Raw genomic sequence first — 24,179 nt, 5'->3', positions numbered from 1 at the left:
ACCGCCGGGGAGGGCGGGAGATGGTGGCATGGCGAGCGCCCATGACGACCCGCCGGGTACGCCCCCGCCGGGGCCGTCCGCCCCGGCCGGGCGGGACGGCCCCCGGGGGTGGCCGCGCGGGCCCGGACGGCTCGTCAGAAGCACCGCCTCGGCCCTGCTGATCCTGCTGGCCTGTCTGCTCGTCCCGGCGTCGGTGCTGACCGTGTGGGTCCACGACAACGTCCTGGACACCGACCGCTTCGTGGCGACCGTGGCCCCGCTCGCCACCGACCCGGCCATCCAGGACACCGCCGTGCAACGGGTCGGCGAGGCCGTCGACATGCGCCGCAACAGCCGGGAGTTCACCTCCGACATCGCCGACTGGATGCGCGCCCAGGGCCTTCCGCCGAAGGCGGCCGACACCGTCGAGGGGCTGGCACCGCAATGGGACGCCGCCCTCGACCAGGCGGTGCGGAGGATCGCCGCGCACATCGTGCACAGCGAGCAGTTCGCCGCGGTGTGGACCGGAGCCAACCGGGCCGCCCACGCGGCCGTCGTCGACGCCCTGACCGGCAAGCGCCACGGCCCGGTCGGCGTCGAGGGCGACACCGTCGTGCTCAACGTCGGCCCCGCCGTGGAACGGGTCAAACAGCAGCTGGTGGCCGCCGGGTTCCCCTCCGCCGACGGCATCCCGGACATCGACCAGAAGCTGATCCTCTTCCACTCCGACCAACTCGACACCATCAGACGCTCCGCCCGGCTGCTCGACCTGGCCGGGAACTGGCTCCCGCTGCTGACCTTCGCCCTCGGCGGCACCGGGGTGCTGCTGGCCCACCGGCGCCGCCGCGCCCTGGCCCGCGCCGCCCTGGGCGCCGCGGCCGCCTCGCTCGTGCTCGCGCTCGCCCTGGTCGTCGGCCGCCGTTACTACCTGGGCCATGTGCCGTCGGGCGTGCTCTCCCGGGCCGCCGCCTCGGTCATCTTCGACACCGTGGTGCGCTTTCTGCGGGTCACCGTGGTCACCGTGCTGGTGCTCTCCCTCGTGGTCGCCCTCGGCGCGTATCTCGCCGGGCCCGGACGGCTGCCGTGCGCGGTCCGCGGCACCGCCGAGCAGGCCGCCGACACCGCCGCCCGCTGGGGCGCCGACCACGGGATGCGCACCGGACGGGCCGGCACCTGGACGGCGGACCACCGGCGCGGGCTGACCGTCGCGGCCCTGCTGGTCCCGGTCGCGGTGTTCGCGCTGTGGAACCACCCCACCGTGCTCACCGTGCTGTTCCTGGTGCTGATCCTGCTGGCCGCGCTCGCGGTGATCGCCCTGCTGGCCGCGACCGGCCGCACCGGCGCCGCCGACCGCGGCCGCCTCAAGGGCTGACGGCCCCTGGAAAGCGCCGAGGTCCCGGCGGGGCCTCAGGTGAGGATCAGCACGATGAAGATCAGGCAGGCCGCGATATTGACCACCCAGCTGTAGCTGTTCAGCCACTCCCGCAGCCGGGGCATGGCCTCCCGCGCCCGGCGGCCGAAGAGCAGATAGACCAGCAGCGGCAGCGCGGCGATCAGCACGGTGAGCCCGATGAACGGCAGCGCCTCCACCAGCCCCTCGTCATACTGCTCCAGCGAGGCCCCCACGGTCAGCATGACCACGATGTCGGACGGCATACAGAGGATGATCAGCAGCCCGGTGACCAACGCCCTGCCGGGACCCGCCTCCATCAGCGAGCCCAGCCACTTCGGCGGCTCGACCGTCTCGCGCTTCACATAGTTCTTCACCGCGGCCGCCACCAGCAGCCCGACCAGCACCAGTTGGAGCACGGTCGCCGCCGACCCACGCTGCTCGGGGCTGCCCGGTGACACCGCGCTGCCCAGCAACGCGAAGATCCCCCGGGTGAGGGCGACCCCGGCCGTCGTCGCGATCGCCACGCCCAGCAGGAACGCCAGCGAGACCCGCACCGGCCGCCGCGTGGTCACGAGGATCACATCGGCAACGATCTGCGGACCCGCCATCATGGTGACGGCAAGCGGAAGAATCTGGAGGTCCATCAGCCGCCCTTCGTCTCTCCACTCCCCATTCCTACGCACCCGCGCCCGTCCGGCACCCCGGCTTGCGCCGACCGGGGCGGTCCGGTCCGCGGACGTAAGCTGGACACGTGGGCCCGGGTGGGACCCTCGTGGTCCCGCCGGGCGTGTCCGACGGGAGGCAGACGATGGACTACCCACTGCTGAATGTGTTCTGGACCACGATGTGGATCTTCCTATGGGTCCTGTGGCTGATCCTGCTGTTCCACGTCTTCGGCGACGTCTTCCGCGATGACTCGCTGAGTGGCTGGGCCAAGGCCGGCTGGACGGTCTTCGTGGTCATCCTGCCCTTCCTCGGAGTCTTCGTGTATCTCATGGCCCGCGGCAAGGGCATGGGACAGCGCCAGATGGCGCGGGCGGAGAAGGCCGAGGAGGACTTCCGGGAGTTCGTGCGCACGACCGCCGGAACCGGTCGCGCGGAGGAGCTGTCACGGCTGGTGGAGCTCAAGGACCACGGCGACATCACCACCGAGGAGTACGAACGGGCCAAGGCCAAGGTGCTCGCCGCCTGAGGAGTCGGTCGCGCCCCGAAGGGGCGCGGGGCTGTGTCGATGTGCGGCTCCGCCGCGTGGGCGCGGCCGGCCACGACGCAGCCGCGGACGGACGACCGCACCTCCCGGCAGATCGGCACCGCGGAGCGCTCAGTAGCGCACCGCGGTGCCGACCTGTGCGGTGATCTTTCCGGTGAGCTTCCGGTGGCTGCGCGCGGTCGCCTTCACGGGGGTGCGCGGCTTGGCCGAGGAGACGGTCACCACGACCGCGTCGACCAGATCCTTGTCGGCGTTGCGGAAGTTCACCAGGATCGCGTAGGAGGCCGCCCGCTCACCGGAGTTGGTGACGGTCAGATGGGCCACGGCCCGCCCCTGGCCGTTGAGCGACACCGAGCCCGCCTTCACATCGCGGGTGGCCTTTTCCCCACCCTTGATCTTGTCCAGCTCGGCCTGGGCCGACGCGGTGGCCGACGCCACGGCGGCGGAGGCCCGGGACACCGCGGACGACGGGGTGCCACCCTCGTCCGAGCAGCCGGCGGCGGCCGGCGCCAGCACGGCCATGAGGCTCACCGCGCAGATCGTCCGCGTCATGCGCCCGTTCATCGCGTCTCCCTCGTCCCGGCGGCCGGGTCCCGGTCCTCCGCCCCCACCCTGCGGGCGTCCGGGGGGCGCGGCAACCGGGGCGGGTCCGTTCAGGACACGGCCGGGGGCAGCTCGCCGGAGCCGCGGGGGATCAGCCGCGTCGGCAGGACGACCCGGCGGGGTTCGCCGCCCGCGCCGTCCAGGCGGCGGAAGAGCAGATCGGCGGCGGTACGGCCGAGCTGGGCCGCGTCCTGGGCGACCACGGTGACGGCGGGGGAGAGCAGATCGGCCAGCTCGAAGTCGTCGAAGCCGACGAGGGCCACCGGGGGCGCGGGCGCGGCCCGTTCGGCGAGCACCCGGACGACGGTGACCGTCACCCGGTTGTTGCCCGCGAAGAGCGCGGTGACCGGCTCCGCGGCGTCCAGCGCGGCGGTGGCCGCGGCCCGCACCCGCGCCGGGTCGGTCGGGCCCAGCGAGACCCAGGCGTCCCGGACCGGCAGCCCGGCCTCGGCCATCGCGGCCCGATAGCCGCGCAGCCGTTCGGCGGCGGTGTGGATGCTCGGCTGGTCGCCGAGGAAGCCGATCCTGCGGTGGCCGTGGGCGATCAGATGGGCGACGGCCTCCCGCGCCCCGCCGAAGCTGTCGGAGACCACGGCGTCGGCGTCGATGCGGCCCGCCGGGCGGTCGACGAAGACCGTGGCCACCCCCGCCGCTATCTCCGGGGCCAGATAGCGGTGGTCGTGCCCGGCCGGGATGACCACCAGACCGTCCACCCGCCGGGCGCACAGGGCGAGCACCAACTCCTGCTCCCGCTCGGGGTCCTCGGCGCTGGAGCCGTTGATCAGCAGTGCGCCGTGGGCGCGCGCGACCTCTTCCACGGCGCGGCTCAGCGGTCCGTAGAAGGGGTCGGCCAGATCCTCCAGCACCAGGCCGATGCTGGCGGTACGGCCCTTGCGCAGGATGCGGGCGCTGTCGTTGCGGCGGAAGCCGAGCGCGGTGATGGCCTCCTGGACGCGGCGCTCGGTGTCCGGGGTGACCCCCGGCTCGCCGTTGACCACGCGCGATACGGTTTTCAGCCCGACCCCGGCTCGGGCGGCGACGTCCTTCATCGTGGGCCGGGTGCCGTAGCGGTGTGCGGTGGTGCGGCCGGCGGGGGCCGGGGCGGTGTCGGTCACGGTGCGCTCGTCCCGTCGCTGGTCGTGGTGGCGGAAGCGGTGTCGAGCATAGCCTCTGGACAACGTTGTCAGCCGCAGGGAAGACTGGTCCCGCACACCCTTGGCGCCCGGCCCACCAGGAGAGTCGACATCCATGCCATGTGACCTCATCGCCGCACTGGACATCGGCGGGACCAAGATCGCGGGCGCTCTGGTGGACGGAAGTGGCACCCCGGTCGTACGGGCCCGCCGGGCCACCCCCGCGCGGGAGGACGGCGCCACGGTGATGCGGGAGGTCTCCGCGGTGCTGCGGGAGCTGTCGGCCACCGGCCACTGGGCACGGGTGGCCGCCGTCGGGATCGGCAGCGCGGGCCCGGTGGACGCCTCCGTCGGCACCGTCAGCCCGGTCAACATCCCCGGCTGGCGCGACTTCCCGCTGGTCGCCGGGGTCCGGGAGACCACCGGCGAACTGCCGGTCACCCTCGTCGGGGACGGGGTGGCGATGACGGCCGCCGAGCACTGGCAGGGCGCGGCCCGCGGGCGTACCGCCGCCCTGTGCATGGTGGTGTCCACCGGTGTGGGGGGCGGACTGGTGCTGGGCGGCGGGCTGCACCGGGGCCCCACCGGCAACGCCGGGCACATCGGCCACATCAGCGTGGACCTCGACGGGGATCCGTGCCCGTGCGGGGCGCGCGGCTGCGTCGAGCGCATCGCCAGCGGCCCCAACATCGCCCGCCGGGCCCTGGACGGCGGCTGGCGCCCGGGCCCGGACGGGGACACCACCGCCGAAGCCGTCGCCGTCGCCGCGCGGGCCGGTGACCCGGTCGCGCGGGCCTCCTTCGCCCGCGCGGCCCAGGCGCTGGCCGCCGGGATCGCCGCGACCGCCGCACTGGTCGAGATCGAGGTCGCGGTGGTCGGCGGCGGGGTGGCGGGCGCGGGCGAGGTGCTCTTCGCGCCCCTGCGGCGCGCCCTGCGCTCCTACGCGACCCTGTCGTACGTCCAGGGTCTCGAGGTCGTCCCGGCGCAGATGGGCACCGACGCGGGACTGGTCGGCGCCGCCGCCGCGGCGGCCCAGGAACTGCGGCTGGAGGGGTTCCGTCCCACGAGCACGTCCGTGACCGGCGGTTGAATCCGGCTGTCACCCGCTGCCCCTAAGCTGTCTGCCCGGAACCAGGCGCGATGAGCGCGATGAGGGGGAGAACGGTGGCACCGGGGGAGAGCGGCGGCGACCTGACCGGCAGGCTGCTGGGCGGGCGATACCGGGTGACGGGACAGCTCGGCCGCGGCGGTATGGGTGTGGTCTGCACCGCCGTGGACGATGTGCTCGGCCGGGAGGTCGCGGTCAAGGTGCTGCGCGCCTACACCGACGCGTCCGCGGCCGAACTGGCCGATCTGCGGACCAGGATGCGGCGTGAGGCACGGGCGGCGGCCCGGATCCGGCACTCCGGCGTGATCACCGTGCACGATGTCGCCGACGAGGACGGACTGCCGGTCATCGTCATGGAGTTGATCGACGGCCCGTCGCTCGACGACGTGATAGACGAGCGCGGGGTCATCGGCCCCCGGGAGGCCGCGGAGATCGGCGCGAAGGTGGCGGACGCGCTGGACGCGGGCCATGACGCCGGGGTGCTGCACCGGGATGTGAAACCGGGCAATGTGCTGCTGGACCGCTCCGGCCGGGTGGTCCTCACCGACTTCGGCATCGCGAGCATGGAGGCTCCCGACGACGGCGCGTCCACCAAGCTGACCCGCAGCGGTGAGCTGATCGGTTCGCTGGACTATCTCGCGCCCGAGCGCGCCCAGGGGCAGCAGCCGGGGCCGGCCTCGGACGTCTGGGCGCTGGGCATGACGCTGTACGCGGCGGTGGAGGGCTCCTCGCCGTTCCGCCGTACCTCGGTGTGGTCGACGCTCACCGCGATCGTCACCGAACCACTGCCGGAGCCGCGGCGGGCCGGACCGCTGGCGCCGGTGCTGCGGGCGCTGATGGACAAGGATCCGCACGCGCGGCCGTCGGCCGCCGAGGCGCGGCGGCTGCTGGAGGCCGTGGCCGCCGGGGAGGCACCGGCGGTGGCGCCGGGCCCGCCGCCGGGGACCCGCACCCCGACGGCGCCCGATGTCGCGGCCGCCGCGCCCGGGTTCGGCCCGCCGCCCGCCGTCGCGCCGCCGGCCGGCGGCGGGGAGCGCGGTACGACGGGCACCCGGCGGGAGACCCCGCCGGACCCCGGCACCCGGAGCCCGCGCCGCGGACGGCGCGGGGCGCTGGTCGCGGGTGCGGCGGCGGCCGTGCTGCTCATCGCCGGCGGGATCACCTACGCGCTGGTGGGCGGCGAGGGCGACACCTCGGCGGGCGGACCGGAGCGGCCGTCGCCGGAGGCCTCGCACCCGGCGTCGCCGAAGGGCGGGAAGACACGGGACACCGGTGAGGCGAAGCCGCGTGACAGTGCCGCACCGTCCGTCTCGCACACCCCGGAGGACCGGGGCGGCGGAACGGGGGACGGCGCCAAGGACGAGGAGCGCACGGGCGGCGACGGCGAGGACGGCTCCGGCCGGGGCTCGGACGGCGGCGAGGGCGGCGGCGCGACGGGCGATGGTGACAGCGGTGGGGCGGGCGGCTCCGGCGGCGGTTCGCCGGCCCCGGACCCCGGTTCGGGGACGGCCTGCCGTGACATCGGCGGGGGCACGTTCAACTGCGAGGTGTGGCGCGACGCCACGTCGTACACCAGGAGCGGTGAGACGGCCGGCACCCTGCGCCACGGGGTGAACTACTTCTACTGCCAGGAGAAGCTGGACCGCCGTGAGCGCTACGGCTCCTGGACGAACGTCTGGTGGGCCAGGACCGACGACGACAGCGGCAACCGGAACGTGTACGTCAGCGCCGTCTACGTCAAGGGCGGCGGGAACGACGAGCCCCTTCCCGGGCTGCCCGTGTGCTGAGGTGGGGCAGGGGCGGGAAGGGGCCCCGCCTGGGGGGGTGACGTCAGCGAGCTGGGGCCACTGGACGTCAGCAACTGAGCGTCGCGTCGGCCCAGTCGGCGTGATCGCTGTTGTTCCCGTCACCGGCGTCGGTCACCACGAGCCGTACGGTCCGAGCGCCGTCGACCGCGGCGGAGACCGCCTTGGCGGCGTCGGCGGTGGTCAGGGTGGCGGTCGAGGCCACCTTGGTGCCGTCGGCCCACACCTCGAAGGTGACGCTGCCCGCCTGGCTCTTCTCGTCGTCCACGCCCACCTTCGCCGTGAACGTCGAGCACCGGCCGCCGGTGTAGTACGTGATCTCACTCGGGGCGTGCGCGCCCAGGCCCTTGGCGTAGGTGGTGCCGCCGATGGTCAGCGGATGGCCGTCGCCCGCCGCCTCTTCACCGACGCTGGTGTTGCGTTCCACCGGGCCCCAGCCGTTGGTGGCGCTCACCCACGGCAGATCGCCCGCGGAGGAGTTTCCGGCGGGCGGTGCCACCACCACATGGACCGTCGAGGGCAGCACCGCTTCGCCCTTGGCGCCGCGCGGTGAGCGGTAGCCGGCCCGCAGCGTGAGGTCGTACGCCCCGGGCTTGGCGTCGGCGGGCGGGGTGAGCCGCCAGTGCGTGGTCAGCGTCCGGCCGGAGCCCAGCGAGGAAGCACCGGACGGTGAGGTGGCCCTGACGCCCCAGCCCGCCGGGCCGGTGAGCTCGACGGCGACCGAACGGGCCGCGCCGCGGCCGAGGTTGGTGAACGTGGTGTCCCACTCGGCCAAGGACCCCGCCTCGGCCAGCGTGGTGCCGTGCAGGCCGAGTTCGGCGGCGGGCGGGTAGGCGGCCCAGTCCCGGTCGGCGGAGACGCGGTAGAGTACGGTGCCGTGGGCCGGGACGGTGGCCGAGACGGTACCGGCGGTCTGGTAGTCGCGGTGCTGCCACAGATCGCGCAGCTTGTACGCCGGGGCGTCGGGCAGCCCGGCCTCGGCCGCCGTGGTGGAGATGTGCTGCGGCCGGTCGGTCTCGTTGAACAGGGCGATGGCGCGGCTGCCGTCCTTCATCTCCTTGGCGATGACCCAGCGGCCGTCCTTGGTGGAGATCACCTTCCCCTGCCTGCCCAGCCGGTCCTGGTCGACGGCGATGACCTCGCGGTTGCTGAGGATGGTGTAGGTCTCGGGGGTGGCCTTGCGCAGATCGGTGCCGATCAGCAGCGGTGCGGCCATGACCGACCAGAGGGAGAAGTGGCTGCGGTACTCGGTGTCCGTCATCCCGCCGTTGCCGACCTCGAGCATGTCCGGGTCGTTCCAGTGGCCGGGGCCCGCGTACGGGGCGAGCGACAGGTTCTTCTTGGCGATGGACAGCATGCTGCCCCAGTTGTCACTGATGTCGCCGGTGGTGCGCCAGAGTTGGCCGACGTCCGCGGCCCACTCCCAGGGCTTGTTCTCACCCCATTCGCAGAGGCTGTAGACGATCTTGCGGCCGGTGGCATCGGACGCCTTCTTCAGCGCGTCGCGCATGGCGCGGTAGCGCTGCTTGGCGTCGACGCCCTGGTTATTGCAGTTGTCGTACTTGAGGTAGTCGATGCCCCAGTCGGCGAACTGCCGGGCGTCGGACTCCTCGTGGCCGAGCCCTCCGGGGAAGCCGAGCCGGTCGCAGGTGTGGGTGCCCGCGCTGGTGTAGATACCGAGCTTCAGCCCCTTGTCGTGGACGTAGTCGGCCAGGGCCTTGATGCCGTGCGGGAAGCGCTTGGGGTCCGGGACCAGCTTGCCGTTCCCGTCGCGTTCGGGCAGCGCCCAGCAGTCGTCGAGGTTGACGTACTCGTAGCCGGCCTTCTTCAGCCCCTTGGAGACGAAGAGATCGGCGATGCCCTTGATCATCTCCTCGTTGAACTCGTCACGACAGTGGGTGGAGTTCCAGTTGTTGAAACCCATCGGAGGGGTGAGCGCGAGCCCGTCTTTGTCTGCTGTGGACGCTGGGGCCCGCGAGGCGGATAGCCCGCCCGTGGCCTTGGTGGCAGGGGACGGCTGGGCGGTGGCGGGGAGGGCCAGGCCCACCGCGGTAAGGACGGCTGCTCCCAGACATCCTATGAATCTTGCCCGGGTCCACCGGGTCGTACGAAGAGAAGAATGGCGCACCGTGCGGCTCCTCTGTCCTCGACGCGTGTCCGCGACCTGTCATGGCAGCGACATCTGCGAGCGTTTACGGTAGACCATGTTGGAGTATGTTGGAAGCGAACTGATAACAGTTGTGCGATAGCTCGCCAAAACCCTTGACGAGGGGGCTTCCGGGGGGTGTGATCCCTTCACTCGCGTTCGTTTGTGTTGGATTTAACCTCCGTGGAGGGGGACATGGCACAGTCATCGTCAGAACATCGGATCTCCCGCCGTGCGCTGCTTCGGGGCACCGCGGCCGGAGCCGGGGCGGTCGCCCTCCCGACGCTGCTCACCGCCTGCGGCGGGCCGGGCAAGGAAGTGAAGATCGGCTCCAACGCCTCGGACGCCGTGCCGCGCAAGGCGTTCGCCGAGGTGTTCAAGGCGTACGAGAAGAAGTCCGGCAAGGACGTCAAGGTCAACACCGTTGACCACGAGTCGTTCCAGGAGAACATCAACCGCTATCTCAAGGGCACTCCGGACGACGTCTTCATGTGGTTCGCCGGATATCGCATGCAGTTCTTCGCCCAGCAGGGGCTGCTCGCCGACATCAGCGACCTCTGGGACGGTTTCGACGGGTTCTCCGGGGCGCTCAAGAAGCAGTCAACGGGCGAGGACGGCAAGCAGTACTTCGTGCCGTACTACTACTACCCGTGGGCGGTCTTCTACCGGAAGAGTGTCTTCGAGCAGCGCGGCTACGAGATACCCAAGACCTTCGACGAGTACCGGGCCCTCGCCAAGCGCATGGACAAGGACGGCCTCGACGCCTTCGCCTTCGGCGACAAGGACGGCTGGCCGGCCATGGGCACCTTCGACTACCTCAACATGCGCGCCAACGGCTACGACTTCCACATCTCCCTGATGAGCGGCAAGGAGTCGTGGACCGATCCCAAGGTCAAAAACGTCTTCGACCTGTGGCGCGGCCTCATGCCGTACCACCAGAAGGGCGCCAACGGACGGACCTGGCAGGAGGCCGCGCAGAGCCTGGCGCAGAAGAAGTCCGGGATGGCGGTCTTCGGACTGCCCCACCCGGGCCAGCAGTTCTCCGACGCCGACCGGTCCGATCTCGACTTCTTCCCCTTCCCGGAGATCGACTCCGGCTACGGCCAGGACGCGGTCGAGGCCCCGATCGACGGCTTCCTGCTGTCGAAGAAGTCGAAGAAGCAGAAGGAGGCCAAGGAGTTGCTGAAGTACCTCGCGACTCCGGCCGCCGAGGAGAAGTACCTGATGCGGGACCCGAACAATGTCGCGGTCCACAAGGAGGCGTCCACCGGCTCCTACAACGCGCTCCAGAAGAAGGCCGCCGAACTGGTCTCCGGCGCCAAGCAGATCTCCCAGTTCATGGACCGCGACACCCGGCCCGACTTCGCCTCGCAGGTCATGATCCGGGCCATTCAGCAGTTCATCAACAAGCCCGACGACATCGACGGTCTCACCAAGGACATCGAGTCCCAGAAGAAGACCATCTTCGCCGCCAGCTAGGAGAATCACGCAGTGCCGCTCAAGACCGCGCGGCGTGCCGGACGACGGACGGGGCCGCGGAAGTTCTCCAACCGCGACCTCGCCGTCATCGGCGTGCTGCTGGGCATACCCATCCTGATCGATCTGGCCCTCATCTGGGGCCCGACCCTGGCCTCCATCGGCCTGTCCTTCACCAGTTGGGACGGGATCGGCGACATCAAATGGGTGGGCACGGACAATTACCAGGCCCTCTTCAGCGACTATCCGCCGTTCTGGCCCGCCGTTCGCAACAATGTGCTCTGGCTGGCCTTCCTCGGTCTTGTCGCCACACCCTTCGGGCTGCTGCTCGCGGTGCTCATCGACCGGGGCGTCCGCTTCAGCCGGGTCTACCAGTCCACCATCTATATGCCGGTGGTCCTTTCGCTCGCCATCGTGGGCTTCATGGCGCAGCTGGTCTTCTCCCGGGACCAGGGCGCGCTCAACGCCGTCCTCGGCAACGAGGACAATCCGGTGGACTGGCTCGGCGACCCCGACCTCAATATCTGGATGGTGCTCATCGCCGCGGCCTGGCGGCACACCGGGTATGTGATGATCCTCTATCTGGCCGGGCTGAAGTCCGTGGACGCCTCGCTCAAGGAAGCCGCGGCGATCGACGGAGCCGGCGAGGTCCAGACGTTCTTCCGGATCGTGCTGCCCACCCTGCGGCCGGTCAATGTGATCGTCCTGGTCATCACCGTCATCGAGGCGCTGCGCGCCTTCGACATCGTCTATGCCATCAATCACGGCCGCAACGGACTCGAACTCCTCTCCGTCCTGGTCACCGACAACATCATCGGTGAGGCCAGCAGAATCGGATTCGGATCCGCCGTCGCCGTCGTCCTGCTCACCGTGTCCCTGGGATTCATCGTGACCTATCTGGTCCAGGAGCTGCGAGGGGAGAAGAAGGGATGACCGTCACCACGCGGACGGCCCCCGTACGGGCCGACGCCCCCGCGGAACCGGCCCAGCGCAAGCGTCCCCGGGTGCGTCCCGGCAGGCTCGGCGTGCACGCCTTCCTGATGACCGTCTCACTGGCCTTCCTCGCCCCGCTGCTGCTCGCCGTCTACGCCTCGCTGCGCCCGTACGAGGAGACCGCCGAGCACGGCTACTTCTCGCTGCCGCGCCATCTGTCGTTCGACTACTACAAGCAGGCGTTCAGCGACTCGGGCATGGGCAAGTACTTCGTCAACTCGCTGATCATCGCGGTGCCCGGGGTGCTGTTGACCCTGTTCCTGGCCTCGTTCGTCGCCTTCGCGGTCACCCGGCTCCAGATGCGCGGCGGACTGGTGCTGCTGATGGTGTTCACGGCGGGGAACCTGCTGCCGCAGCAGGTGATCGTCACCCCGCTCTATGTGCTCTTCAACAAGATCGACCTGCCGTACTGGATGTCGGACTCGATGACGATGTACGACTCCTACTGGGCGGTGCTCGCCGTCCAGGTCGCCTTCCAGGTCGGCTTCTGCGTCTTCGTCCTCGCCAACTTCATGCGCACACTGCCGATGGAGATCGTCGAGGCGGCGCGGGTGGACGGCGCCGGGGTGTGGACGCAGTACTGGCGGATCACCGTTCCGCTGTGCCGCCCGGCGCTGGCGGCCCTGGGGACCTTGCAGTTCACCTGGATGTACAACGACTTCCTGTGGGCGCTGGTCTTCATCTCCAACGGGGAGAAGCTGCCGGTCACCTCCGCCCTGAACAACCTCCGCGGGCAGTTCTTCACCGACTACAACCTGCTGGCCGCGGGTTCGGTGCTCGTGGCGCTGCCCACGGTGCTGGTCTTCCTGCTGCTCCAGCGGCACTTCATCGCCGGGCTCACCCTCGGCGCCAGCAAGGGCTGAGCCGCTCCCCCTTCGCGCCGCCGCGGTGCCCGCGGCGGCGCGATCCAGCGCTCCGGTGCGATTGCGCGTTTCCGTGACAGGGTGATGCGGGCAACTGTCAGGAGGCGATGGAATAGGGGGAAATGTGATCGTCTGGCTGAACGGTGCGTTCGGCGCGGGCAAGACCGCCGCGGCCCGCGAGTTGGTGGACTTCATGCCCGGCAGCACGTTCTACGACCCCGAGCTGGTCGGGAACGGTCTGCGGCGGCTGCTGCCGCGCAAGCGCCTGGAAGAGGTGTCCGACTACCAGGACCTGCCCTCCTGGCGGCGGCTGGTCGTGGACACCGGAGCGGCCCTGATCGCGGAGGTCGGGGGGCCGCTGGTGGTTCCGATGACGGTCCTCAGACAGGAGTACCGGGATGAGATCTTCGGTGGCTTCGCCGCCCGTCGGATACCGGTCCGGCATGTCCTGCTGCATACCGATGAAACGATCCTTCGCGAGCGAATAGCCGAGCGCGAGGGGATCCCGGGCGACGCGGACGCCGGCGAGTCCGTCCGCCGCCGGTGCCTGGACCACCTCGCGCCCTACCGCGCCGCCCTGGGCTGGCTGACCACCGACGCCCATGTCGTGGACACCACCGGGCTCACCCCGCGCCAGACGGCCGCGCATATCGCGGACGCCGTCCGCGACGGCGCCGGGAACTGCGACATCGTGCAGACCCCCGAGCCGACGGCCGCCACCCTCGCGGCCGGGGTGCTGCTCTTCGACGAGGACGACCGGGTGCTGCTCGTCGACCCCACCTACAAGCCCGGATGGGAATTCCCCGGCGGAGTGGTCGAGCCGGGTGAGCCCCCGATGTGCGCCGGAGTACGGGAGGTCACCGAGGAACTCGGGGTCCGGCTCGACGCCCCGCTGCGGCTGCTGGTCGCCGACTGGGAGCGGCCCCAGCCGCCCGGCTTCGGCGGTCTGCGGCTGCTGTTCGACGGCGGCCGCCTCACCGCGGAGGCCGTACGCCACCTGCTGCTCCCCGGCTCCGAACTGCGCGGCTGGCGCTTCGTCACCGAGAGCGAGGCCGCCGGGATGCTCCCGCCGGTACGGCTGCACCGGCTGCGGTGGGCGCTGCGCGCCCGTGCACAGGGCCGCCCGCTCTACCTCGAGGCGGGCGTCCCCGCGGGTCCCCCCTTGGACGCGGCCGCCCTGGAAGCCGGCCTGGCCCGCGGACCGGCCGGTCCGCCGGCCGGGCTGCCGCGGCCGGCGGGGTGAGCGCCCGGGAACGGCCGAAGCCGCCCAGCGCGTCAGCCCCTGCCCGCCGCGTACGACGTCAGGAACAGCGCCTCGGTGAGGGACAGCTTCTCCAACTCCTCCGGCGAGACACTCTCGTTGACCGCGTGGATCTGCGCCTCCGGCTCGCTCAGCCCGATCAGCAGAATCTCCGCCTCCGGATACAGCGAGGAGAGCGTGTTGCACAGCGGAATCGAGCCACCCTGCCCCGCGGTCGCCATGTCCTGGCCGTCGTACGCCACGCGCATCGCCGCCCGCATCGCCTCGTACGCCGGGCTGCCGGTGTCCGCGCGGAACGGCTGGCCCTCGCCGACCTGCTCCATCGCGACCCGGGCGCCCCACGGCGCCGCGGCCCGGAGATGCTCGACCAGCAGCCGGTTCGCCTCGTCCGCGGCCACCCCCGGCGGCACCCGCAGGCTCACCAGCGCCCGCGCGCTCGCCTGCACCGACGGGGTCGCGCCGACCACCGGCGGGCAGTCGATGCCGATCACCGTGACGGCCGGACGCTCCCAGATGCGGTCCGCGACCGTACCCGAGCCGATCAGCTCGACCCCGTCCAGCACCTTGGCGTCCTTGCGGAAGTCCTCCTCCGTGTACTGCAACCCCTCCCACACCGCGTCCGACGCCAGCCCCTCGACCGCCGTCGAACCGTCCTCCGCGCGCAGCGAGTCCAGCATCCGGATCAGCGCGGCGAGCGCGTCCGGGGCCGCCCCGCCGAACTGGCCGGAGTGCAGATTGCCTTCGAGGGTGTCCACCGACACCCGCAGCAGCGTCATCCCGCGCAGGGTGGCCGTCACCGTCGGCAGCCCCACCCGGAAGTTGCCCGCGTCACCGATCACGATCGCGTCGGCGGCCAGCAGTTCCGGATGCGCCTGCGCGTAACGCTCCAGACCGCCGGTGCCCTGCTCCTCCGAACCCTCCACGATCACCTTGACGCTGACCGGGACACCGCCGTGCTCCTTGAGCGCACGCAGGGCGGTGAGGTGCATGATCAAGCCACCTTTGCAGTCCGCCGCGCCGCGTCCGTACCAGCGGCCGTTGCGGTCGGTCAGCTCGAACGGCGGGGTGTGCCAGGCGTCCTCGTCCAGCGGCGGCTGCACGTCGTAATGCGCGTAGAGCAGTACGGTCGGCGCGCCCGCCGGGCCGGGCAGCAGCCCGTACACGGACTGGGTGCCGTCGGGGGTGTCCAGCAGCGCCACGTCCTGGAACCCCTCGGCTGCCAGCGCCTCCACCACCCATCGCGCGGCCGCCTCGCACTCACTGCGCGGGAACTGCGCCGGGTCCGCGACCGACTTGAACGCCACCAATTCGGCCAGCTCGCGCTTGGCGCGCGGCTGGAGGGCGGCGACGGTCGCGGCGAGCGCGGCGTGGTCCGTGCGGTTCGCGTGGTCCGCGCGGTCCGCGCTGTCCTCGCGGTGTGTGGCCGGGAGGTGTGGTGCATGCTCCATGGGGGACACTCCTGTGCTGTGATGGGCACGTGTGTACGGCTTGATCCGGTGCCGCGATCATCCCACAGCGGGTTCGCGCACCACCGCGCCGTAGGATGCGGACGGTGGGGGAACGCAGGGTGATCAGGTCGGCCGAGTGGGAGCGGAAGCACACGTGAGCAGCGACAACACGGACCGGAACGGGGAGTCCCCGGCCAGGCCTTCGGCAGTGCCGGGCGACGAGTCGGCGTGGGACGTGGTGGTGGTCGGCGCGGGCCCCGCGGGTGCCTCCGCGGCCTACGCCGCCGCCTGCGCGGGCCGCCGGGTGCTGCTGCTGGAGAAGGCCGAACTGCCCCGTTACAAGACCTGCGGCGGCGGCATCATCGGTCCGTCCCGCGAAGCCCTGCCGCCGGGCTTCGAACTGCCGCTGCGCGAGCGGGTGCACGCGGTGACCTTCTCGATGAACGGCAAGCTCTCCCGTACCCGCCGCTCCAAGCAGGCGCTCTTCGGCCTCATCAACCGTCCGGAGTTCGACGCCGGGCTCGTCGAGGCGGCCAAGGACGCGGGTGCCCGGGTGCGCACCGGTGCCGCCGTCACCCGCGTCGAACAGCACGGCCCCTCGGTGCCGGACCGCCGCACCGTCGCCGTGGTGCTCGCCGACGGCGAGACGCTGCTCGCCCGTGCCGTGGTCGGCGCGGACGGCAGCGCCAGCCGTATAGGGGCCCATGTCGGGGTGAAGCTGGACCAGGTGGACCTCGGCCTCGAGGCCGAGATCCCGGTCCCGCCGACCGTCGCGGAGGACTGGGCGGGCCGGGTCCTCATCGACTGGGGCCCCATGCCCGGGAGTTACGGGTGGGTCTTCCCCAAGGGCGACACCCTGACCGTCGGTGTCATCTCCGCGCGCGGCGAGGGCGCCGGGACCAAGCGCTACCTCGAGGACTTCATCGCCCGGCTCGGCCTCGCCGGATTCGAACCGAGCGTCTCCTCCGGCCACCTCACCCGCTGCCGCTCCGACGACTCCCCGCTCTCCCGGGGCCGGGTGCTGGTGTGCGGGGACGCGGCCGGTCTGCTGGAGCCGTGGACCCGCGAGGGCATCTCCTTCGCCCTCCGCTCGGGCCGCCTCGCGGGGGAGTGGGCGGTCCGCATCGCCGAGGCCCACGACGCGGTCGACGCCCGCCGCCAGGCCCTGAACTACGCCTTCGCGATCAAGGCGGGGCTGGGTGCGGAGATGGGCGTCGGCCGCCGAATGTACGCGGCCTTCGCCCGCCGCCCCGGGGTGTTCCACGCGGCGATCACCGGATTCCGCCCGGCCTGGCGCGCGTTCACCAAGATCACGCGCGGCACCACCACCCTCGCCGAACTCGTCCGCACCCACCCCGCGGCCCGCCGCGCCCTGATGGCGATGGACCGCGGCTGAGCCCCAGTGCTCCGCGGGACGTGCCGCGAGGCGCGGTCGTTCGTCCGCGGCTGCGTCGTGGCCGGCCGCGCCCACGCGGCGGAGCCGCACATCGACACAGCACCCGCCCCTTCGGGGCGCCAGCGAACCGCACCCGGCGAGGCCGCCTCGCGGGGTAGGTTCCGGTCCGTCCCGGCGGGACGGACCGTCCGCGGAGCCCCGGGCGGTTCGTGGCGGATTGGGCCCGGGGCGCGTGGTCCCGCCGTCTCCGGTGGGGGCACCGTCGGGCGCGCCGCCGCGTGGGACCCGGCGCGCCGTCCGGCTGGTTGTGCGCCGGTGCGTGGCGGCGTCGGCCGTGCGGAGTTCGGCTGACTGCCTGCGCGGATGCGTCGCGCGCGGGCGGCAGCCGTCGGCCGGGCGGCCCGGCCGCAGCGTGGGGGTAGCAGGTGGATGGAGCCATCCATCCGGCGGCCTCGCCTGGCCCGCGGCGGCTCGGGGTGCCGTCCGTCCGCTGGCGCGGGTGATCGTCGGCCGGGCAGACCGGCGGCCCGGTGCCGCTCGGCCGCCGCCCGGGCGGGCGGGGCCCGGACGCGCCCGTTCGTTCACCCCCGGGCCCTCATCTGGCGGCCGCGGAGCCGCCGCGGCGCTCTGGCGGTGTCGGGGCCCGGAGGACGTGCGGTGGGCTACTCCCGGGGGAGTACGCCGGGGCACCGCGTCGGGTGGACGACGCGGCAGGTCGGAGCCGTCTAGCGTGGCGGGTATGCACGATTCACCGGGGGAACGCGACCCGCGCCGAGGGCGGGCCGGAGGGCGGGGCCGGGCCGGACGGGGCCGTTGGCGGCCGCCGTCCGGTCACCGCCCCTTCGGGCCCCCCTGGCCGCGTGGCCGGGGCCCGTGGTGGGCCGGGGAGGGGGCGCAGCCGCGGCACGGCGAACGGTTGCCGTGGCGTTCCTCGGCCGCCGTCGCGGTCGTCCAGCTCGTGGGCACCCGGTTCGCCGCACACGACCAGCCCGCCCGGCCGGACCTCGGTCCGCTCGGCTTCGCGCTGCTGCTCGCCGGGCCCGCGCTGCTGCTCGTACGCCATTCGCACCCGCGCCTCGCGGTGTTCGGCACGGCGGCGGTGACCCTGGTCTACCTCGGCGCCGGATATCCGTACGGCCCGGTCTTCCTCAGCGTGGTGATCGCCTGCCTGGCCGCGGTCGCCGCGGGGCAGCGGATCGCCGCGTGGAGCGCGCTGGGGCTGTTGTGGGCGGGCCACCTGCTGATCGGGCACTGGCTCTACCGCTGGCTGCCGCCGAGCGGGGACGGCCCGGCGTCCTGGGGGCAGGAGCTGGGGGTCGCGGCCTGGGCGACGGCGATCGTCGCCGCGTCCGAACTCGTCCGCGTACGGCGTGAGCAGTGGGCCCGGGAGCGGGCCGAGCGGGCGGCGGCGGCACGCCGCCGGGCCGACGAGGAGCGGCTGCGGATCGCCCGCGAACTGCACGACGTCCTCGCCCACAGCATCTCGGTCATCCATGTCCAGGCGGGGGTGGGCCTCGCCCTCCTCGACCAGGACCCCGAACAGGCCCGTACCGCGCTGACCACCATCAAGGCGGCCAGCAAGGAGGCGCTGGGCGAGGTCCGGCAGGTGCTGGACACGCTGCGGACGTCCGGCGCCGCGCCGCGTTCGCCCGCGCCCGGTCTGGACCGGCTGGGCGAGCTGACCGAGCAGGCGGCGAGCGCGGGGCTGACGGTGGAGGTGGCGGAGGAGGGCGTACGCACCGCACTGCCGCCGGGCACCGACCTCGCCGCGTTCCGGATCGTCCAGGAGGCGCTGACCAACGTCGTCCGCCACTCCGGCTCCCGGACCGCCCGGGTCCGGCTCCGCTGGTCCCCGGACGAGCTGGAGTTGCGGGTGGACGACGAGGGCCCGGCGACCGGGGACGGTGTCGGGGAGGGCGCCGTGGACCGGAGGCCGGGCGGCGGCAACGGCCTGGTCGGCATGCGCGAGCGGGCCGCGGCCTTCGGCGGCACGGTCGAGGCGGGCCCGCGCCCGGACGGCGGCTTCCGCGTCCGCGCCCGCATCCCGCTGGGCCGCCCGGCCGGTACGGTGGCGGCCACGCCGGAGGAGGAGAGACCGTGAGCGGGGTGAGCCAGGTGATCCGGGTACTGCTGGCCGACGACCAGATCCTGGTCCGCGCGGGTTTCCGCGCCCTGCTGTCCGCCCAGCCGGACATCGAGGTGGTCGGCGAGGCCGCCGACGGTGAACAGGCGCTGGCCTCGGTGCGCGAGCAGCGCCCCGACGTCGTCCTGATGGACATCCGGATGCCGCTGCTCGACGGGCTGGCCGCGACCCGCCGGATCACCGAGGACCCCGCGCTGGGGGAGGTGAAGGTGGTCATGCTGACCACCTTCGAACTCGACGAGTACGTCTTCGAGGCGATCCGCGCGGGCGCCTCCGGCTTCCTCGTCAAGGACACCGAGCCGGATGAACTGCTTCGCGCCGTACGCGCCGTGGTCGAGGGCGACGCCCTGCTCTCGCCTGGTGTCACCCGCCGTCTGATCGCCGAGTTCGCGGCCCGTTCGAAGGCACCCGCGCCCGCCTCGGTGCTCGCGGAACTGACCGAGCGGGAGCGCGAGGTGATGGCCCTGGTGGGCATCGGCCTGTCCAACGAGGAGATCGCCCGCCGGCTGGTCGTCAGCCCGCTCACCGCCAAGACCCATGTGAGCCGCACCATGGTCAAACTGGGCGTCCGCGACCGCGCCCAACTCGTCGTCCTGGCCTATGAATCGGGCCTGGTCCGGCCGGGCTGGCTGGGCTGAGAGCCTGGTGCCGAGCCCGGCGGACCGCGCGTCAGACCATCGCGCCGGCGACTCCGGTGCGGCCGTCCGGGACTCCTGCGACCGTCAGGATGACCTGCTTGCGGATGTGCTCGCCCAGTACGCCGGCCAGGGCGTCGGTGATGGCGGCGACCAGGCGGGCGGGAGAACGAGCGGTCCAGCCGCGCGCTCCGGGCACCGCGCCGAGACGGCCGCCTCGCCCACCTCGGCACCGGCCGGGCACGGGGTGTGCCGGGCGCCCCGGCGCACCCCGACGCAGAGGCGTCGCGCACCGGTGGGAAAGGCGAGCGGACGGTCCGGGTCCAGCGGGGAGACCGCCACCGTGGGCCGGGTGGCGCCACACCAGCGCGGGTCCGAGCGGTCCCAGCGCGGTCCGGCGCACCACCAGAGCCCCCGCTCAGCGTGGCTCATTCACGCCTCTTGCGGGGCTGCCACCACAGGACCTGGACGACGCGGAGGGCGAATCCGGCGGCGGCCACCGCCCCGGCGGTCCGCACCCAGACCCCTTCGTGGCCGTCGCCCAGGCCGCCGAGGAGGTGGGGGCCCGCGAGGGCGAAGAAGAGGACGACGGCGAGCAGTCCGCCGGTGACAACGGCGAAGACGATCTCCACCGTGAGCGCGTCGCGGTCACGGTGGCCACGGGGTCGGGTCATCCGTATCAGTCCTCGCCTTTCCGGTCGGCGGTCGGCGGTCGGCGGTATGCGGTCGGTCGCGGTCAGGCGGTGCCGGTCCGCTGCTCCGCACCCCGCTTACGGCGCACATAGAGCTGCTTCCGCACGCGTGCCACGACCGTACCGTCGGCGGCCACCACATCGTTCTCGAACCACGGCAGTGCCTTGCCGCCGTCCGCCGTGGCCTCGCGGATCTCGTCGAGCCGGTCCTCGGTGAGCTTGAAGTCGGCGAAGACGTCCCCGCGGCCGGGGGAGACGAACTCGATCTCCCCGGCCTTGTCCCAGACGATGTACTCCCGGCCGAGGCGGTTCATCGTCAGCAGCATCCAGAACGGGTCGCCCATCGCGAACAGCGAGCCGCCGAAGTGGGTGCCCACGTAGTTGCGGTTGTGGCGGTGCAGCCGCAGCCGGACCCGTGCGTTGCTCCAGTCGTCGGCGAGGTGCAGCACCCGCACACCGGCGAAGAGATAGGGCGGCCACATGTTCATTCCGTGGCGCAGCGTCCGTGCGGACAGCGATCGACGAGACATGGCTGGAAGCTAGCATGCTTTGTTACTCTCCGGTAACCCCATATCGGATGGCTTCGCTCACCCTCCGATGGCCGCGCGCTCCCGCCACAGTCGGGCGAGCTCGGGATCGCCCTCGGTGTCCAGCGCGCTGAGCGGCAGCCGGTTCCACAGCGCGAAATAGAGCGTGCCGACCGGCCCGGAGAGTTCGCAGTCCGCCGCCCCGTCGTCATTGCGCTCGGTGCGCGGAACCCCGTCGGACAGCCACACGGTCCACACCGTGTTCTGATCGGTGGCCCGCAGCCGGAGGGTGCGCGGGGTGTCCGTCCGCATCCCGCTGCGCTCCTGGGTATGGAATCCGGACAGCAGCTCGTCGAGCCCGTCGGCGGCGAACTCCGGGGCGACCGGTGAGGGGTCCACGCCCAGCGCCGCTTCGGCGTCGACCCGGTGGATCGCCGTCTCATGGGCCTGCCGCCGGGCCCAGAACGCCAGCGGGGAGGGCGCGGGGAAGAAGGTGAAGCACCTCAGCCCCGGATCGGCGGCGCGCAGCGTCCCGACCAGGGTGCGGTGTCCCTCGCGGAACCACTCGGGCAACGCATCGCCGTCCAGCTGAGGATCGGGGGTGAAGGGCGGCGGCCCGGCCAGGCCCTCGGCGACGAGCCGGGTCGCGAAGCGGTGCACCCGCCCCAGATGGCTCAGCAGGTCGCGGACGCGCCATTCGGGGCAGGTCGGAACGGGGGCGTCCGGCCCGGCCCCGGCCGCGGTGTCGGCCAGCAGTCGTCCCTCGTGGTCCAGGGTGTCGATCAGCGCACTGGTGTCCATGGCGGGATTCTGCCAGCCGCCACCGACACCCGGGCCGCCCGACGGCGGTCCGACGGGCGGAGGCGGACGGCGGGACGGTTGCTCAGTCGCCGCTCGTACGGGCGGCGTTGCGCGTTCCGTAGGCGATGACGGCCGAGACCGCCGCCAGTGCCGAGACCGTGGTCAGCGCGACGGACAGCGAGAGCCAGTCCGCGAGGAAGCCGATCGTCGCCGGGCCGAGCAGCATGCCGACGTAGCCGAGGGTGGAGGCCGCGGCGACCCCGGCCGGTCCGGTCAGCGCACCCGCCCGCGCGATCGCGACCGGGAAGATGTTGGCCAGGCCGAGTCCGGTGACGGCGAAGCCGAGCAGGGCGAGCCAGACCGTCGGGGCGAGCGAGCCCAGCAGCATCCCGGCCGCCGCCGTGGATCCGCCCATGACCAACGTCCGTGTCCGGCCGAGCCGTTCGACCAGTGCTGTGCCGGACAGCCGGCCGACGGTCATCGTCAGGGCGAAGACCGAGTAGCCCGCCGCAGCGACCCCGGCGGAGGCGTCGAGGTCCTGGCGCAGATGGAGTGCGGCCCAGTCGGCCATCGCGCCCTCGCCGTACGCCGTGCACAGGGCGATCAGACCGAAGACGGCCACGAGGCGGCGCGCCGCCTTCGGCCGCCCGGGGGAATCCGCCGGTGTCCCGGCCGTCTCCGGTGCCTTCCGCGAGGGCGCCGGGAGGGAGGTCAGCACCCGTCCGGCGACCGCCGTGAGCAGCAGCCCGACGGCCGCCAGCAGTGCCAGGTGGCGGACGGGGGAGGTGTGGTTGGCGATCAGCCCGCCCAGTCCCGCCCCGACCACACCGCCGAGACTGAAGGCCGCGTGGAAACTGGGCATGATCGGGCGGCGCAGGGCGGCGATGAGGTCGACCGCCGCGCTGTTCATGGCGACGTTGAGACCGCCGAACCCGGTGCCGAAGACGAGCAGTACCAGTCCCAGGGCGGGTACGGAGTGCGTCAGCGGCGGCAGGGCGACGCTCAGCGAGAACAGGGCGGCCGCGGCGACCGTCGTGGCATGGCTGCCGAAGCGCCGGCAGAGCCGCCCGGTGGCCATCATGGTGGCCGCGGCACCCGTCGATATGCACAGCAGGGCCAGTCCGAGCGCACCCTCCGACGCGCCGGTCTGCTCCTTGATAGCGGGGATCCGCGCCACCCATCCGGCGAACACGAAGCCGTCGAGGACGAAGAAGACGGTGATGGCGGCCCGGAGCCGGGCGAGACCGCGATCCGTGGTGACGGAAGCTGGCATCCCCGAAGCGGCCGTCCATGTTTTGTTTAGTGTCGGCACAAAGTGAGAATAGGACCGTGACCCAGACACGGACAAGGCTTGAGCGCGGCCGAAGCGCTCTTGGACCTGCGCTGGAGCTCGTCCACACCGGCCGCGCACCCACCCGCGCGGTGCTGACGGCCGAGCTCGGGGTGACGCGCGCGACGGCGGGAGCCGTCGCGGCCGAACTGGAGGCGCTCGGACTGATCCAGGTCGACTCCCGCCCGCTCGGCTCCGCCGGCGCGCAGGGGCGGCCCTCGCACCGCCTCGAGATCGCCCCGCGCGGCCCCGTAGCGCTCGCCGCCCAGGTGCACGCCGACGGGTTCCGCGCGGCGCTCGTCGGACTCGGCGGCACGCTCGTGGCCACCGCCCCGGGCTGTATGACCGTCCCCGCAGACCCGGCGCATGTCATCGACGCGGTGGTCGAGGCCGGGGTCGAACTGCTGCGGGAATCCGGTCGCCGCTGTATCGGCGCGGGGCTGGCCGTCCCGTCCGCGGTCGCCGAACCGGAGGGCACCGCCCTGAACCCGCTGCACGTCGCCTGGCCCGCGGGCGCCCCGGTGCACGAGCTGTTCACCCGCAGCCTGGCCGCGGCGGGCGTCACCAGCCCCAGCGGGGAGCCGGTCGAGGGCCTGGCGGGCAACGATGTCAACCTCGCCGCACTCGCCGAACACCGCCACGGCGCCGGCCGCGGCGCCCAGCATCTGCTGTGCGTCGGCACCGGCCACCGGGGCGTGGGTGGCGCGCTCGTGCTCGACGGGAGGCTGCACACGGGCAGCGCGGGACTGGCCCTCGAGGTCGGCCATCTGACCGTCAACCCCGAGGGCCGGCCCTGCCATTGCGGCAGCCGCGGCTGCCTGGACGTCGAGGCCGATCCGCTCGCCTTCCTCACCGCGGCCGGGCGCGAACCGGGTCCCGAGGTCTCGCTGCTCCAGCAGGCCCGCGACCTGCTCCGGGACGAGTACGACGACCCGTCCGTACGGGCCGCGGCCGACCTGCTCATCGACCGCCTCGGCCTGGGCCTGGCCGGACTCGTCAACATCCTCAACCCGGACCGCATCATCCTCGGCGGCCTGCACCGCGAGCTGGTGGAGGCCGAACCGGAGCGGCTGCGGACCGTGGTGGCCGAATGCAGCCTGTGGGGACGCAGCGGGGGCGTGCCGATCCTGCCGTGCACACTGGACCACAACAGCCTGGTGGGCGCCGCCGAGTTGGCGTGGCAGACGGTGCTCGACGATCCGCTGGCGGCGCTCGGCGCGTCCTGATCCCGCCGGAC

At 72.7% G+C, this 24,179-nt stretch carries 22 protein-coding genes; 12 read left to right on the top strand and 10 right to left on the bottom strand.

Annotated features, from left to right (window positions below; translation table 11 throughout):
- Window positions 1–28 precede the first annotated feature (28 nt).
- The gene (locus HUT19_RS06500) at window positions 29–1,351 is read left to right on the top strand and encodes a hypothetical protein (protein WP_254885466.1); all 1,323 of its coding nucleotides are present in this window, start codon (window positions 29–31) and stop codon (window positions 1,349–1,351) included.
- Window positions 1,352–1,386: 35 nt separating this feature from the next.
- On the opposite strand, the gene HUT19_RS06495 is transcribed toward HUT19_RS06500, so the two are convergent.
- A complete protein-coding gene (locus tag HUT19_RS06495) occupies window positions 1,387–2,016 on the bottom strand; it encodes a GAP family protein (RefSeq protein WP_176179534.1) in 630 nt (209 codons plus the stop codon).
- 164 nt (window positions 2,017–2,180) lie between these two features.
- Between HUT19_RS06495 and HUT19_RS06490 the strand changes: the two genes are divergently transcribed.
- Window positions 2,181–2,564, top strand: a complete 384-nt coding sequence (locus tag HUT19_RS06490) for an SHOCT domain-containing protein (RefSeq protein ID WP_176179533.1) — start codon at window positions 2,181–2,183, stop codon at window positions 2,562–2,564.
- 129 nt (window positions 2,565–2,693) lie between these two features.
- Here the strand turns inward: HUT19_RS06490 and HUT19_RS06485 are convergent, their stop codons facing one another.
- Window positions 2,694–3,134 (bottom strand): hypothetical protein, encoded by a 441-nt coding sequence (locus HUT19_RS06485; protein WP_217712245.1) that lies wholly within the window; start codon window positions 3,132–3,134, stop codon window positions 2,694–2,696.
- Between the two features lie 101 nt (window positions 3,135–3,235).
- On the bottom strand, window positions 3,236–4,300 hold the full coding sequence (locus tag HUT19_RS06480; RefSeq protein ID WP_176179531.1) for a LacI family DNA-binding transcriptional regulator: 1,065 nt from the start codon (window positions 4,298–4,300) through the stop codon (window positions 3,236–3,238).
- A gap of 133 nt (window positions 4,301–4,433) precedes the next feature.
- Between HUT19_RS06480 and HUT19_RS06475 the strand changes: the two genes are divergently transcribed.
- Both HUT19_RS06475 and HUT19_RS06470 read left to right on the top strand, forming a co-directional pair.
- Window positions 4,434–5,408 (top strand): ROK family protein, encoded by a 975-nt coding sequence (locus HUT19_RS06475; protein WP_176179530.1) that lies wholly within the window; start codon window positions 4,434–4,436, stop codon window positions 5,406–5,408.
- A 74-nt stretch (window positions 5,409–5,482) separates the two neighbouring features.
- A complete protein-coding gene (locus tag HUT19_RS06470; RefSeq protein WP_254885465.1) occupies window positions 5,483–7,213 on the top strand; it encodes a serine/threonine-protein kinase in 1,731 nt (576 codons plus the stop codon).
- Between the two features lie 67 nt (window positions 7,214–7,280).
- Here the strand turns inward: HUT19_RS06470 and HUT19_RS06465 are convergent, their stop codons facing one another.
- On the bottom strand, window positions 7,281–9,155 hold the full coding sequence (locus tag HUT19_RS06465) for an NPCBM/NEW2 domain-containing protein (protein ID WP_254885464.1): 1,875 nt from the start codon (window positions 9,153–9,155) through the stop codon (window positions 7,281–7,283).
- Window positions 9,156–9,572: 417 nt separating this feature from the next.
- Here HUT19_RS06465 and HUT19_RS06460 point away from each other — a divergent pair, with 417 nt between their 5' ends.
- The 4 genes from HUT19_RS06460 (at window position 9,573) to HUT19_RS06445 (ending at window position 13,952) form a co-directional block, all read left to right on the top strand.
- On the top strand, window positions 9,573–10,856 hold the full coding sequence (locus tag HUT19_RS06460) for an ABC transporter substrate-binding protein (RefSeq protein WP_176179527.1): 1,284 nt from the start codon (window positions 9,573–9,575) through the stop codon (window positions 10,854–10,856).
- 12 nt (window positions 10,857–10,868) lie between these two features.
- Entirely contained in the window at window positions 10,869–11,786 is a 918-nt protein-coding gene (locus tag HUT19_RS06455) for a carbohydrate ABC transporter permease (protein ID WP_176179526.1), read from the top strand.
- Entirely contained in the window at window positions 11,783–12,709 is a 927-nt protein-coding gene (locus tag HUT19_RS06450; RefSeq protein WP_176179525.1) for a carbohydrate ABC transporter permease, read from the top strand. Before HUT19_RS06455 ends, HUT19_RS06450 begins: the two co-directional genes overlap by 4 nt.
- Window positions 12,710–12,833: 124 nt before the next feature.
- The gene (locus HUT19_RS06445; protein WP_254885463.1) at window positions 12,834–13,952 is read left to right on the top strand and encodes an NUDIX hydrolase; all 1,119 of its coding nucleotides are present in this window, start codon (window positions 12,834–12,836) and stop codon (window positions 13,950–13,952) included.
- Window positions 13,953–13,984: 32 nt separating this feature from the next.
- Here the strand turns inward: HUT19_RS06445 and HUT19_RS06440 are convergent, their stop codons facing one another.
- Window positions 13,985–15,418, bottom strand: a complete 1,434-nt coding sequence (locus HUT19_RS06440) for a dipeptidase (RefSeq protein WP_176179524.1) — start codon at window positions 15,416–15,418, stop codon at window positions 13,985–13,987.
- Window positions 15,419–15,626: 208 nt separating this feature from the next.
- Here HUT19_RS06440 and HUT19_RS06435 point away from each other — a divergent pair, with 208 nt between their 5' ends.
- The 3 genes from HUT19_RS06435 to HUT19_RS06425 all read left to right on the top strand — a co-directional run bounded on the left by HUT19_RS06435 (window position 15,627) and on the right by HUT19_RS06425 (window position 19,595).
- Window positions 15,627–16,814, top strand: a complete 1,188-nt coding sequence (locus HUT19_RS06435; protein WP_176186550.1) for a geranylgeranyl reductase family protein — start codon at window positions 15,627–15,629, stop codon at window positions 16,812–16,814.
- A 739-nt stretch (window positions 16,815–17,553) separates the two neighbouring features.
- The gene (locus HUT19_RS06430; protein ID WP_176179523.1) at window positions 17,554–18,915 is read left to right on the top strand and encodes a sensor histidine kinase; all 1,362 of its coding nucleotides are present in this window, start codon (window positions 17,554–17,556) and stop codon (window positions 18,913–18,915) included.
- A gap of 14 nt (window positions 18,916–18,929) precedes the next feature.
- Complete coding sequence (locus tag HUT19_RS06425) at window positions 18,930–19,595, top strand: response regulator transcription factor (RefSeq protein ID WP_176186548.1); 666 nt, start codon at window positions 18,930–18,932, stop codon at window positions 19,593–19,595.
- Window positions 19,596–19,626: 31 nt separating this feature from the next.
- Here HUT19_RS06425 and HUT19_RS06420 read toward each other — a convergent pair whose 3' ends face one another.
- The 5 genes from HUT19_RS06420 to HUT19_RS06400 all read right to left on the bottom strand — a co-directional run bounded on the left by HUT19_RS06420 (window position 19,627) and on the right by HUT19_RS06400 (window position 22,885).
- Window positions 19,627–19,791: a hypothetical protein gene (locus HUT19_RS06420; protein WP_176179522.1), complete on the bottom strand. Its 165-nt coding sequence runs from the start codon at window positions 19,789–19,791 to the stop codon at window positions 19,627–19,629.
- Window positions 19,792–20,020: 229 nt separating this feature from the next.
- Entirely contained in the window at window positions 20,021–20,266 is a 246-nt protein-coding gene (locus tag HUT19_RS06415) for a DUF6332 family protein (protein WP_176179521.1), read from the bottom strand.
- 62 nt (window positions 20,267–20,328) lie between these two features.
- Window positions 20,329–20,814 carry a DUF4442 domain-containing protein gene (locus HUT19_RS06410; protein ID WP_176179520.1) on the bottom strand — a complete coding sequence of 162 codons (486 nt, stop codon included), beginning with the start codon at window positions 20,812–20,814 and terminating at the stop codon, window positions 20,329–20,331.
- A 57-nt stretch (window positions 20,815–20,871) separates the two neighbouring features.
- Window positions 20,872–21,612 (bottom strand): maleylpyruvate isomerase family mycothiol-dependent enzyme, encoded by a 741-nt coding sequence (locus HUT19_RS06405; protein WP_176179519.1) that lies wholly within the window; start codon window positions 21,610–21,612, stop codon window positions 20,872–20,874.
- A gap of 82 nt (window positions 21,613–21,694) precedes the next feature.
- Entirely contained in the window at window positions 21,695–22,885 is a 1,191-nt protein-coding gene (locus HUT19_RS06400) for an MFS transporter (RefSeq protein ID WP_176179518.1), read from the bottom strand.
- 56 nt (window positions 22,886–22,941) lie between these two features.
- Between HUT19_RS06400 and HUT19_RS06395 the strand changes: the two genes are divergently transcribed.
- Window positions 22,942–24,168: an ROK family protein gene (locus tag HUT19_RS06395; protein WP_176179517.1), complete on the top strand. Its 1,227-nt coding sequence runs from the start codon at window positions 22,942–22,944 to the stop codon at window positions 24,166–24,168.
- Window positions 24,169–24,179: the final 11 nt, after the last annotated feature.

The sequence above is a fragment of the Streptomyces sp. NA02950 genome, from assembly GCF_013364155.1.
Classification (GTDB): Bacteria; Actinomycetota; Actinomycetes; order Streptomycetales; family Streptomycetaceae; genus Streptomyces.
This window is presented reverse-complemented; position numbering and strand designations above follow the sequence as displayed.